General features: G+C 44.6%; 10 protein-coding genes and 3 tRNA genes. 11 read left to right on the top strand and 2 right to left on the bottom strand.

The features are described from left to right. Positions 1-88 precede the first annotated feature (88 nt). From AB4503_RS16505 to AB4503_RS16490, 4 genes are all read left to right on the top strand, one after another. Positions 89-173 (top strand) — tRNA-Leu (locus AB4503_RS16505). Positions 174-223: 50 nt separating this feature from the next. Continuing rightward, a tRNA-Met gene (locus AB4503_RS16500) sits at positions 224-300 on the top strand. Positions 301-355: 55 nt separating this feature from the next. Then, positions 356-440, top strand: a tRNA-Leu gene (locus AB4503_RS16495). Between the two features lie 158 nt (positions 441-598). Further along, complete coding sequence (locus AB4503_RS16490) at positions 599-1,645, top strand: lactonase family protein (protein WP_372115404.1); 1,047 nt, start codon at positions 599-601, stop codon at positions 1,643-1,645. A gap of 68 nt (positions 1,646-1,713) precedes the next feature. On the opposite strand, the gene AB4503_RS16485 is transcribed toward AB4503_RS16490, so the two are convergent. Next, the gene (locus AB4503_RS16485) at positions 1,714-2,889 is read right to left on the bottom strand and encodes a 2-octaprenyl-3-methyl-6-methoxy-1,4-benzoquinol hydroxylase (protein ID WP_017064167.1); all 1,176 of its coding nucleotides are present in this window, start codon (positions 2,887-2,889) and stop codon (positions 1,714-1,716) included. A gap of 315 nt (positions 2,890-3,204) precedes the next feature. Here AB4503_RS16485 and miaB point away from each other — a divergent pair, with 315 nt between their 5' ends. The 5 genes from miaB to lnt all read left to right on the top strand — a co-directional run bounded on the left by miaB (position 3,205) and on the right by lnt (position 8,937). Continuing rightward, a complete protein-coding gene (gene miaB / locus AB4503_RS16480) occupies positions 3,205-4,629 on the top strand; it encodes a tRNA (N6-isopentenyl adenosine(37)-C2)-methylthiotransferase MiaB (RefSeq protein WP_065584439.1) in 1,425 nt (474 codons plus the stop codon). 163 nt (positions 4,630-4,792) lie between these two features. Further along, positions 4,793-5,914, top strand: a complete 1,122-nt coding sequence (locus AB4503_RS16475; protein ID WP_017064169.1) for a PhoH family protein — start codon at positions 4,793-4,795, stop codon at positions 5,912-5,914. After that, positions 5,915-6,376: an rRNA maturation RNase YbeY gene (gene ybeY, locus AB4503_RS16470; protein ID WP_012603383.1), complete on the top strand. Its 462-nt coding sequence runs from the start codon at positions 5,915-5,917 to the stop codon at positions 6,374-6,376. A 120-nt stretch (positions 6,377-6,496) separates the two neighbouring features. Beyond that, positions 6,497-7,387 carry a CNNM family magnesium/cobalt transport protein CorC gene (corC, locus tag AB4503_RS16465; protein ID WP_012603382.1) on the top strand — a complete coding sequence of 297 codons (891 nt, stop codon included), beginning with the start codon at positions 6,497-6,499 and terminating at the stop codon, positions 7,385-7,387. A gap of 32 nt (positions 7,388-7,419) precedes the next feature. Beyond that, positions 7,420-8,937, top strand: a complete 1,518-nt coding sequence (lnt, locus tag AB4503_RS16460) for an apolipoprotein N-acyltransferase (protein ID WP_017064170.1) — start codon at positions 7,420-7,422, stop codon at positions 8,935-8,937. A gap of 90 nt (positions 8,938-9,027) precedes the next feature. Here the strand turns inward: lnt and AB4503_RS16455 are convergent, their stop codons facing one another. Beyond that, positions 9,028-9,498, bottom strand: a complete 471-nt coding sequence (locus tag AB4503_RS16455) for a zinc ribbon-containing protein (protein WP_017062329.1) — start codon at positions 9,496-9,498, stop codon at positions 9,028-9,030. Between the two features lie 263 nt (positions 9,499-9,761). On the opposite strand from AB4503_RS16455, the gene leuS reads away from it, so the two are divergent. Together leuS and lptE are read left to right on the top strand one after the other, a co-directional pair. Beyond that, complete coding sequence (gene leuS, locus AB4503_RS16450) at positions 9,762-12,338, top strand: leucine--tRNA ligase (protein WP_048614215.1); 2,577 nt, start codon at positions 9,762-9,764, stop codon at positions 12,336-12,338. Positions 12,339-12,517: 179 nt separating this feature from the next. Beyond that, complete coding sequence (lptE, locus tag AB4503_RS16445) at positions 12,518-13,156, top strand: LPS assembly lipoprotein LptE (protein WP_017068504.1); 639 nt, start codon at positions 12,518-12,520, stop codon at positions 13,154-13,156. Positions 13,157-13,158 lie beyond the last annotated feature (2 nt).

Here is a 13,158-nt window from a genome sequence, read left to right as displayed (position 1 = left end):
GAATCCAGGTAGCCCAGCCATTACAACGTTACTTAGACAAACCATAAGTCTTCTTAACTATACTCTTCGCTAGAGTAAAAGCTTTGCTGCGGTCGTGGCGGAATTGGTAGACGCACCAGATTTAGGTTCTGGCGCCGAGAGGTGTGAGAGTTCAAGTCTCTCCGACCGCACCATTATTTCTCTTTCATTAGAGAACAAATAGTGAATCTATTAGATTTATTATGGCTACTTAGCTCAGTTGGTTAGAGCACATCACTCATAATGATGGGGTCGCAGGTTCAAATCCCGCAGTAGCCACCACTTATACAACGTCTTATTGAAGCACCAATATTCGATATGACTATAAAGATTTGCTGCGGTCGTGGCGGAATTGGTAGACGCACCAGATTTAGGTTCTGGCGCCGAGAGGTGTGAGAGTTCAAGTCTCTCCGACCGCACCATCATTAAATAGAACCCAGCTTTTTAGCTGGGTTTTGTTTTATCTGGAATATGCAAATCTGCTAGCCAAGTCACCAAGTATTCTCTTCTATAACCTCACTTTTAATACGATTTTATAAGACAATGTCAGCTCCATTTTCTAATTGAGTATGACTAGCCTATGAAACCCCTCCCCTTAACGATCGGTTGCTACACAGATACACCAAGTAAAAGCCGAGGTGTTTATCAAACTCAGTTAGATCTAGAAACAGGAAAACTATTACCTCTAGAGCTGATCATCAAATGTACTAACCCCTCTTTTATTACTGTAACAAAGACTGGGATCTATACTGCATCGGAAGTGGACCAGCAAAAACAGCCCCAGCTCATTCATATACCTAATGTTGATTCACAGCTAACACACAATACAAGCCTCATCTCGGGAGATCACCCTTGTCACGTCGCGATAGATCCACACAATAAGTTTGCTATCACGTCGCAATACTCATCAGGCACATTCGATATTTTTAGCTTAAGTATCAACGGCAGCATCGATAAACGACTCAAAACAATCCAGATGGTTGGTTCCGGGCCAAACAAAGAGAGACAAACTAGCCCACACGCCCATCAATGCCTGTTCTTACAAAACTCACCACAGTTTGTGACTGTCGATCTCGGCACCGATCGCATCAACTTCTATTGCTTTGATGAAGAGCAAGAAGAGTTCCTTGATGAGCCAATGCAGTCTATTAAGGTGCCCGCCGGCAATGGACCTCGCCATTTAATCTTTAACAAAGCTGAAGACAGAGCCTATGTGGTCTGTGAACTCTCTGAAACGTTGCTGACTTTGAAAAAGGTTTTAGGCATTTGGAATGTAGTGGAAGAGATTAATGCATTGCCTAATATGGCGAAGGGAGAAGCCGCAGCTGCGATTAAGCTATCGCCTGATGAGCAATTCCTTTATGTGTCATGTCGACACCAATCAAGAATCAGTAGCTTCAAAATCGACTCTGAGACTCAAAGGCTGACTTTCATTGATAGCTACGACACTGAAGGCAAATTCCCAAGAGACTTCCATATAACGAACGATGGGAAATGGCTTATCGCCGCCAACCAGCACTCCAACAACATCACCTCATTCAAGCGAGATAATGAAGATGGGTCTTTGGTTTATACAGGGTACTCTTTAGAGATCGATGCACCGGTTTGTGTGACGCAACAGCGATAGTAGTCATCTGATACAAAAAAGGAGAGCATTCGCTCTCCTTCTTTTCATAAGCAGTCTTAAACGCTCAATTAGAGACCCAAAGCGTATTTCAATACTTGAGCTTTAATCGGGCCTGAATTTTCAGCTAGTTTTAGAGCAGCATTACGTACAAATTTCAGTGGGCCAATGTCGTTGCTGAATGTCTTGTAGAAGAAATCCATGCCACTTTGCATCATTAGATTGTCGCCTCTTCTTATCACTTCATAGCGTCTTGCTACAGACTGGTTCAATTCACCCTTTTCTTTGGTGACATCCAGCAGTACTGATACATCTTTGAAGCCTAAGTTAACACCCTGCCCAGCCAAAGGGTTGATGGTATGCGCAGAGTCTCCGACCAAAATACAGTTATTCTTCGAGTATGATTGAGCATGACGTCGTGTCAGAGGAAAAGAACCCGAATTCAAGACTTTGATATCACCTAACTCTTTAGGAAAGTGAGTAAGTACTTCGTTACGTAGTTTTTCAGGGGCCATTGCTGACAGTTGCTTAATACGCAGTGGAGAATCATACCAAACTAACGAGCCCAGCCCGACTTCTTGACCGTCAGAGGTTAGAGAACACAAAGGCAAAAATGAACGAGGGCCACTTGGTAGAAATTGCTGCCAAGTAATATCTTGCTGAGGTTGTTCTGTTTCTACATTGATAAGCATACAGTGTTGTCGATAATCCCAAGCCGTGATGCCAATTCCAGCTTGTTGGCGAACGGCTGAATTCGCACCATCAGCACCAACCACCCACTTCGCAGACAACTCAGCCCCTGATTGAAGCTTTACGATATTGATTTCACCAAACTCAATCACATCGAGCTTTTCTGGGCATAACAGTTCGAGATTGTCGTAGGCATCAAATTGAGACCATAAACCTAATTGAATGAGTCTGTTCTCAACGATATAGCCCAAACGAGGAAGGTCTAGTGAGGCAGCATCAAATCGAGTACGACACTCTGGGTGCTCCCACGTCTCTAAACGTTTATAAGAACACACTCGCATTGCTGCAATACTTTGCCATGCACCAAGATCTTCAAGCAAATCGACCGATGCTTGAGAAATCGCTGACACACGAATGTCCATCGCTTGCGATTCATCAAAAGCTTGTGGGGCAAAACCTTCGATCACCGCAACACTCAGACCTTGCTTTGCAAAACCGATTGCTGTTGCTGCGCCAACCATGCCGCCACCGACTACTACAATATCGTAACTGTTCATATTTCGTACTTATCAGTTTGATTCTTTGACTGTTTTTGATTGTACTTTTTCATAACTAACTTGTAACCAAAAACCTTATTCGAAAAAAGGGTTATCCCTTATGGCATATGGCATATGGCGTTAACGATAATAAAAACCACTACATAAGAGATTTGTTCAGACTACTAGTCAGTCGGTTTTGAAACCAGTACAATACGCCGCTTGCCGCTAGAGCCTGTCATAAAATTGAATACCGAATTATGACAAACGGGGCTAGCGGATGAATAATGGGCGATTTGCTCCCTTAAATTAAACTAACGATCGAGCGAACATATAATGAGTAAGAAACTGCTAATTAAAACTTGGGGCTGTCAGATGAATGAATATGATTCATCAAAAATGGCCGACCTGCTTAACGCTGCAAATGGCTATGAGCTAACTGAAGTACCTGAGGAAGCAGACGTACTACTATTGAATACTTGTTCTATCCGCGAAAAAGCGCAAGAAAAAGTATTCCACCAGCTTGGTCGTTGGAAAACGCTTAAAGATAAAAAAGAAGGTGTGGTGATCGGTGTGGGTGGCTGTGTAGCGACTCAAGAAGGTGATCACATTCGTCAACGTGCACCTTACGTAGACGTTATCTTTGGCCCACAAACATTACACCGTTTGCCAGAGATGATTAAATCATCACTGTCTAACGAAAAGCCAGTAATGGATATCTCTTTCCCAGAGATCGAAAAGTTCGATAACCTGCCAGAGCCAAAAGCTGAAGGCGCGACGGCGTTCGTTTCTATCATGGAAGGTTGTTCTAAATACTGTACTTACTGCGTTGTACCATACACACGTGGCGAAGAAGTTAGCCGTCCAATGGATGATGTACTTTTCGAAGTTGCTCAACTTGCAGAGCAAGGCGTACGTGAAGTTAACCTGCTAGGTCAAAACGTAAACGCATACCGCGGTCCAACACACGAAGGCGATATCTGTTCATTCGCAGAACTGCTTCGTCTTGTTGCTTCTATCGACGGTATCGACCGTATTCGTTTCACAACAAGCCACCCGCTTGAGTTTGGTGACGACATCATTGAAGTTTACAAAGACACACCAGAGCTAGTGAGCTTCCTTCACCTACCAGTACAAAGTGGTAGTGACCGTATTCTTACGATGATGAAGCGCCCACATACGGCTATCGAGTACAAATCTATTATCCGTAAACTGCGTAAAGCTCGCCCTGACATTCAAATCAGCTCTGACTTTATTGTTGGTTTCCCTGGTGAGTCTAAGCAAGACTTCCAAGATACAATGAAGCTAATTAAAGACGTTGATTTCGATATGAGCTTCAGCTTTGTTTTCTCTCCACGTCCAGGTACGCCAGCGGCAGATTACCCATGTGATGTACCAGCACAAGAGAAGAAAGATCGTCTGTACGAACTGCAGCAAACGGTAAACACACAAGCTATGCGTTTCTCTCGTCTAATGTTAGGCACAGAGCAACGTATCCTTGTTGAAGGCCCATCAAGAAAGAACCTAATGGAACTTCGCGGCCGTACAGAAAACAGCCGTGTTGTGAACTTCGAAGGTTCTGCAGACCTAATCGGTCAATTCGTAGATGTGAAGATCACTGAGGTTTACACCAACTCACTACGTGGTGAGCTAGTTCGCACAGAAAAAGACATGGGTCTACGCGTTGTTATGACTCCAGCAGAAATGATGGAAAAAACAAAACGTGAAGACGAGCTAGGTGTAGCGACATTTACGCCATAGGCAATACAACTGTTTGAACACAAAGCGCAAACACAAAGCTTGAAATTACCTAACTAAGTGACCATCTTAGAAATAGGGATATCACCATCAGAAGCCCGGTCTAAATCGGGCTTTTTGCTCTTTGTTTTATTTAAGAGTGAGTGGCACAAAATGAGAGGCTAATTTGAGCAATAAAATCGTTACCTTAGAGATAAATCTAGAACCAGCAGACAACAAGCGCTTGGCAAGTTTATGCGGACCATTTGACGACAACATCAAGCATCTTGAGCGTCGTCTGGGCGTTGAGATTAATTACCGTAGCAACTTTTTCACCATTGTCGGTAAGCCTCACACTACAGCCGCAGCTTTAGACATCATCAAACACCTCTATGTTGAAACGGCTCCAGTTAAAGGCAACATAATCGATATCGAACCAGAGCAAATACATCTGGCGATCACCGAGTCAGGCATTTTGGAGCAACACGTCGAGTCTGAAATTGACTACGGCAAAGAAGTGACCATTAAGACTAAAAAAGGCGTCATCAAACCTCGAACGCCAAACCAAGCACAGTACCTAATGAACATGGTGACTCATGACATCACCTTTGGTATTGGGCCAGCAGGTACAGGTAAAACCTACTTAGCCGTTGCTGCAGCAGTTGATGCACTTGAACGCCAAGAGGTTCGCCGAATCCTACTGACTCGTCCTGCTGTTGAAGCCGGTGAGAAGCTTGGTTTCCTACCGGGTGATTTAAGCCAAAAAGTAGACCCATATTTACGTCCACTTTACGATGCGCTGTTTGAGATGCTTGGCTTTGAGCGAGTTGAGAAGCTGATTGAACGTAACGTAATTGAAGTTGCGCCACTGGCTTACATGCGTGGTCGTACATTGAATGATGCGTTTATCATTCTTGATGAGAGCCAAAACACCACGGTAGAACAGATGAAGATGTTCTTAACCCGTATCGGTTTTAACTCACGCGCTGTGATCACAGGTGATATTACGCAAATCGATTTACCTCGTGGTGCAAAATCAGGCTTACGCCATGCGACTGAAGTGCTCAATGAAGTCGACGACATTAGCTTTAACTTCTTCATGTCTGAAGACGTCGTTCGTCACCCTGTAGTTGCTCGTATCGTCAACGCATACGAGAAGTGGGAAGCAAAAGACCAGAAAGAGCGCAAAGAGTTTGAAAAGCGTAAACGTGAAGAGCGTGAAGCCAAACTTCTTGAGGCTCAGCAGGTAGTTACGACACAATTAGCAACACAAAATAGCTCTGTAATTGCAGAACAAGGTGATAAATAGATGTCTATTGAACTAGACCTGCAATTAGCGGTCGAAAATGAGCAAGGTCTTCCAACTGAGCAAGATATTCAGCTTTGGTTGGACAAGACAATTCCTCAGTTTCAAGAGAACGCTGAGTTGACGGTTCGTATCGTTGATACACAAGAAAGCCACCAGCTCAATCATGAATATCGTGGCAAAGATAAGCCAACTAACGTGTTGTCTTTTCCATTCGAGGCTCCTCCAGGGATCGAGTTAGATCTACTGGGCGACCTCATTATCTGCCGCCAAGTTGTCGAAAAAGAAGCAGAAGAGCAAAGTAAGCCTCTGCTAGCACACTGGGCTCATATGGTTGTACATGGCAGTCTGCATCTGCTAGGTTATGATCATATCGAAGATGATGAAGCTGAAGAGATGGAGTCACTCGAGACAGAAATCATGCAATCTATGGGGTTTGAAGACCCTTACATTCTAGAAAAGTAAATTGATTCTAGTAAAGTAGGTTGCAGAGAAACAATAACTCATCGAACCTGTGATTTTCACAGGAATCTGAGTTGTAACGTGTGCTATCACACTTCTGATAGCGTTATTTTTTGAGAAATCATGAACGAAGGTAACCCCCCCACTTCTGAGGGAAGTAAAAAATCTGAAGGTCCGAGTAGAAAGTCCTTCTTTGAACGCCTAGGCCAACTATTTCAAGGTGAAGTAAAAGATCGCCAAGAGCTCGTAGATGTAATCCGCGACTCAGAAATTAATGACCTAATTGACCACGACACACGCGACATGCTCGAGGGTGTTATGGAAATTTCAGAGATGCGAGTACGCGATATCATGCTGCCTCGCTCTCAAATGGTTACAGTTGAACGCACAGATGATCTAGATACATTGATTGCGCTCATTACTGATGCTCAACACTCTCGCTACCCAGTGATCAGTGAAGATAAAGACCATGTTGAAGGCATTCTATTAGCGAAGGACCTACTTAAGTATTTGGGTTCAGAAAGTGCTCCATTTGATATCGAACAAGTGATTCGCCCTGTCGTGGTTGTTCCTGAAAGTAAGCGAGTTGATCGCCTGCTTAAGGAGTTCCAAGAAGAGCGTTACCACATGTCTATCGTTGTCGATGAGTTTGGTGGAGTTTCTGGCCTGGTAACCATTGAAGATATCCTCGAAGAAATCGTTGGTGAAATTGAAGACGAGTTCGACGATGAAGAAGAGCTAGATATTCGTAAGCTGAGTAAGCATACCTTCTCTGTAAAAGCTTTAACCACTATTGAAGAGTTCAACGATACGTTTAACACTGCCTTTAGTGACGACGAAGTGGATACGGTAGGCGGCATGGTTATGACAGCACTCGGCCACCTGCCGGTTCGTGGCGAAATTGTAGAAATCGAAAACTACCATTTCAAAATAACATCAGCAGATAACCGTCGTGTGATTCAGCTACAGGTAACCATTCCTGACGAACAGCCTCTTCCGACTATCGAAGAATAACAACTTCTCTCTAAAGAGATGACAGAAATTAGATGACTAATACCTTTATTCATCGCCTATTACGGCCGCTTGCGGCCGTTTTTGTTGGCGCTATAACCACCCTTTCATTCGCTCCATACTCTATATGGCCTCTTGCTATTCTCAGCCCAGCTTTGTTGCTGTTACTGATCCACAACCGCTCTCCTAAAAGTGCGCTTTGGATTGGCTACGCATGGGGTTTAGGTCAATTCACCACAGGTATCAGCTGGGTATACGTCAGCATTGATGGTTTTGGCGGCATGCCACTGGCAGCCAACCTATTTTTGATGGCATTGCTTGTTGGCTACCTAGCCGTTTATTCAGGGCTATTTACCTGGGGTTTGAATAAATTCTTCCCTGCCAATAACCTAAGCCGCTTTTTCCTTGCAGCTCCTGCATTCTGGCTAGTCTGTGATTGGCTGCGTGGCTGGGTAATGACGGGCTTCCCTTGGCTTTGGTTAGGCTACAGCCAAATCGATTCGCCATTGGGTTCATTTGCACCGATTGGCGGCGTAGAGCTAGTAACTTTAGCGATCATTGTTTCAGCCTCTGCATTCACTTATGCGATTGTTAACCGGGCTTGGAGCATCGCTCTCATTCCCGCCGTCGTATTTAGTGCAGGCTTTGGTATTCGCAACATCGACTGGGTCACGCCGAACCCTGAAAAAACCACGTCAGTCGTCTTGATACAAGGCAACGTCGATCAAGACAGTAAATGGCTACCGAGTCATCGCTGGCCAACCATGATGAAGTACACCGACCTAAGCAGAGAAAACTGGGGAGCGGATATCATCATCTGGCCTGAAGCGGCTATTCCAGCATTCGAAGTTGAGATCCCATCTTTCCTACGTAACTTGGATAGCGCAGCGAAGATGAACAACAGTTCGATCATTACCGGTGTGCTGAATCAGTCTGAAGATAAGAAATACTACAACAGTGTTCTTTCTCTCGGTGTGAATCCATACGGTGAGTACAGCTACGATCCAGACGAACGCTACCATAAACACCACCTGTTACCATTTGGTGAGTTTGTGCCGTTTGAAGATATCTTGCGTCCATTAGCACCTTTCTTTAACTTGCCAATGTCATCATTTAGCCGTGGCGACTTTGTTCAACCAAACATAGTGGCAAATGGTCGTCACTTAGCGCCGGCACTGTGTTATGAGATCATCTTTAATGATCAAGTTAGACAGAACGTAACCGACGAGACTGACTTTATTTTAACGCTCTCTAACGATGCGTGGTTTGGTCGTTCGATTGGCCCTCTGCAACATATGGAAATTGCACAGATGCGTGCTCTGGAGCTTGGTAAGCCGGTTATTCGCTCGACCAACAACGGTGTGACGGCAGTTACTGATTACAAAGGCAATATAATCAAGCAAGTGCCTCAGTTTGAAACGGCAGTGTTAAAAGCTGAACTCATTTCAACGGATGGTCAAACGCCTTATCACACAGTAGGTACTTGGCCACTGTATATCTGGGCGATGCTCAGCTTGGTGATTGGTTGGGTAATTAGAAAGCCAAAAAGCTAGATTCGACGAAAAGTGATTTGAGGGTTGACTGATCGGGTCAACCCTTTTTCATTGCTGTGGTTTTGCGTTGATACGCTATGGTTCAGAAGCTTACGGTTTAAGGGCTTTACGACTAAACCCTTTAGAACCACATTTAATGCAGGGAATGATATTGGTTGGGTGGTTATATTCGGTTTGGTGACCACACTCGTCACATACTAAGGTTCCCAAGCCAATGACTTCACCCGCTTGATACAAGCCTTGGTGTTCTAAGTCTTGGAACAGTTCAACCCATTCCACCTTAGTACGATCAGTAATATCCAACAGCCCTTGCCAAATAGAGTCCGCAATCATCAAATAGAATGGACCGCTTTTACTCTCTTCATAGCTTTCGGAAAACTCTTTTAAGTCCGACTTCACGTAGGCAGAGATCAATGAAAGCTCATCTTTAGTCATATCATTAGCTGCTTTCGCAAACTTGCCCGACGTTTCGATTTTGTTGTTGAGCTCTTCAGGGCTATGCTTCAGCGTTTCAATCACCTCTTCGACGACTTCTTCATAGAGCGCTTTTTTCTTCGGCATAACAACCTCCTTAAGATAACCAACTTTTACGCGTGCAAACGGATGTGTCGCAATGCACTCCCGCTCACAAACAAATGCAATTCATACTCTTAAGTATAGTTGCCCAGCGAAATTCAGTGAAAATTACGCCATCTACTAGGCAGCAACTGCAAGTATGAAGGGTATAACTATTGTTGTACTAGGCTCCTTTAGGTATTCTATGACGATCTGTAAGATTCTGTTCTAACCGAACTCACAAATTCCAAGATAACCGGATACCATCGATGCAAGAACAATATAACCCGCAAGAGATTGAACAAAAGGTTCAACAACACTGGGATAACAGCGAGACTTTCGTTGTAAGTGAAGACCCAAACAAAGAAAAATTCTACTGTCTTTCTATGTTCCCTTACCCAAGTGGCCGACTGCACATGGGTCACGTGCGTAACTACACCATCGGTGATGTGGTATCTCGTTTCCAACGCCTACAAGGTAAAAACGTAATGCAGCCAATTGGTTGGGATGCATTCGGCCTACCAGCAGAAAACGCAGCGGTTAAAAACAACACAGCGCCTGCACCTTGGACTTACGAAAACATTGAGTACATGAAAAACCAGCTGAAGCTTTTAGGCTTTGGTTACGACTGGAACCGTGAATTCGCAACGTGTACACCTGAGTACTACCGTTGGGAGCAAGAGTTCTTCACTAAGCTTTACGAAAAAGGCCTAGTGTACAAGAAGACGTCTTCTGTGAACTGGTGTCCAAACGACCAAACGGTACTGGCAAACGAGCAAGTAGAAGATGGTTGCTGCTGGCGTTGTGACACTCCAGTAGAGCAAAAGAAAATTCCACAGTGGTTTATTAAAATCACTGAGTACGCTCAAGAGCTACTAGACGATCTAGACAACCTTGAAGGTTGGCCTGAAATGGTTAAGACCATGCAGCGCAACTGGATCGGCCGCTCTGAAGGTGTTGAGCTATCTTTCGCTGTTAACGGCGAAGAAGCACCATTAGAAGTGTACACAACACGTCCAGATACACTAATGGGTGTTTCTTACGTTGGTATCGCTGCAGGTCACCCTCTTGCAGAGAAAGCATCGAAGAACAACCCAGAGCTTGCTGCATTCGTTGAAGAGTGTCGTAACACTAAAGTTGCTGAAGCTGAACTCGCAACGATGGAAAAGAAAGGTATGGATACTGGCCTAACGGCTATCCACCCTCTTAACGGTCGTGTTGTTCCTGTATACGTAGCAAACTTCGTACTTATGGATTACGGCACAGGTGCGGTAATGGCGGTTCCTGCTCACGATCAACGTGACTACGAGTTCGCAACTAAGTACGGCATCGATATCATCCCAGTAATCAAACCTGAAGATGGTTCTGAACTAGACGTGTCTGAAGCGGCTTACACTGAAAAAGGTGTACTGTTTGATTCTGGTGAATTCGATGGTCTTGCGTTCCAAGAAGCATTCGATGCAATTGCTGCGAAGCTTGAAGCTGAAGGCAAAGGTAAGAAGACAGTAAACTTCCGTCTACGTGACTGGGGTGTATCTCGTCAACGTTACTGGGGCGCTCCAATCCCAATGGTAACCACTGAAGACGGTGAAGTTCACCCAGTACCAGCAGACCAACTGCCAGTCATTCTTCCTGAAGATGTAGTAATGGATGGCGTAACGAGCCCAATCAAGGCTGACAAGTCTTGGGCTGAAACAACATTCAACGGCGAACCTGCGCTGCGTGAAACTGATACGTTTGATACTTTCATGGAATCTTCATGGTACTACGCACGTTACTGTTCACCACAAGCTGACGACATTCTAGATCCAGAAAAAGCAAACTACTGGCTACCGGTTGACCAATACGTTGGTGGTATCGAGCATGCTTGTATGCACCTGCTTTACTCTCGTTTCTTCCACAAGCTTCTACGTGATGCTGGTTACGTGACATCTGATGAACCGTTCAAGCAACTTCTATGTCAAGGCATGGTTCTGGCTGACGCGTTCTATCACGAAAACGAAAAAGGCACCAAAGAGTGGATTGCACCGACTGACGTAACGGTTGAACGTGACGGTAAAGGTCGCATCGAAAAAGCAGTCGACGATCAAGGTCGTGAAGTTGAACACTCAGGCATGATCAAAATGTCTAAGTCTAAGAACAACGGTATCGACCCACAAGAGATGGTAGACAAGTACGGCGCTGATACAGTACGTCTATTCATGATGTTTGCATCACCTGCAGACATGACGCTTGAGTGGCAAGAGTCTGGCGTTGAAGGGGCTAACCGCTTCCTTAAACGTGTTTGGAAATTGGTTCACGCTCACTCTTCTAAGGGTGCTGCTGAATCTGTTGATGCTTCTGCGCTATCTGGCGACCAAAAAGCACTTCGTCGTGATATCCATAAAACTATCGCGAAAGTAACGGACGATATTGGCCGTCGCCAAACGTTCAACACGGCAATCGCTGCAATCATGGAACTGATGAACAAGCTGGCGAAAGCACCTCAAGAATCTGCACAAGACCGTGCAATCCTTGACGAAGCGCTAAAAGCGGTAGTACGCATGCTTTACCCAATGACTCCACACATCTCTTACGAAATGTGGATTGCACTTGGTGAATCAAACGTAGACTCAGCAACATGGCCAACTTTCGATGAGAAAGCGCTAGTTGAAGACGAGAAAACTATCGTTGTTATGATCAACGGTAAGCTACGTGCGAAACTAACCGTTGCTGCTGATGCAACAGAAGAGCAAGTTCGTGAGCTTGGTCTAAACGATGAGAACGCTAAGAAGTTCCTAGATGGCTTAACTATCCGTAAAGTTATCTTCGTACCAGGTAAGCTTCTAAACATCGTTGCTAACTAATTTCGTTAGCACAATGCAATTGCTAAAGAATTAACGAACTTAATTCATCAAAAGCAGTCTGTAGACAGGGTAGCTAATTGCCCTGTCTACTTATTTAAGCGCTTTAGACTTGAGCCTAACCACTCAAATGAACTAAAGCCTTTAAATAAGTATTCTACCTTCATGAGAGCCATCAAATAATGCGCCTGATTTCACTATCTTCATTGAAAGTTACTGTTGTTGTTTTAACCGTCAGCCTATTAAGTGCGTGTGGTTTCCACCTACGTGGTGATTACTCCGTACCAGAAGAACTCAACAAGATCTCCGTAACCAGTTACGACCAATACAGTACGTTTACACGTATGATGAAAGGTCAACTGCGTATGAATGATGTAGAAATTGTGCCACCGGCTGAGAATACACCTAACCTGCATATTATTAGTGAGAGCGTAGGTGAGCGAACTCTGTCTCTATACCAAAACACTCGTGCAGCAGAGAAAGAACTGACATTCCGCGCTTCATACCGCGTAACTGTCCCGGATCTAGGCTCAAAGACGTTCTCAACCAGCGTAACCCGTAGTTACCTAGATAACCCGCTAACTGCACTTGCGAAGTCGGTTGAACGAGACATGATCGAAGATGAGATGCGTAAGTTGGCAACAAGCCAAATCCTTCGTCAGATGGCTCGACTAAAAGCGAACATTGCAGCTGATAGCATGGACCTAGATGCACTAGAGCACGTTCAAGTGAAAGAACTCGAAAAGCAATACAACATCAAGAATGTTGAGATCGTACCAGCTTCAGAAGAACAACCAACACTTAGCGATTCGGCTGAGTAATA

The organism is Vibrio sp. 10N.222.55.B11, assembly GCF_041473705.1.
Taxonomy (GTDB): Bacteria; Pseudomonadota; Gammaproteobacteria; order Enterobacterales; family Vibrionaceae; genus Vibrio; species Vibrio crassostreae_C.
The sequence above is the reverse complement of the archived record's forward strand: the minus strand, read 5'-3'. Positions and strand labels throughout refer to the sequence as shown.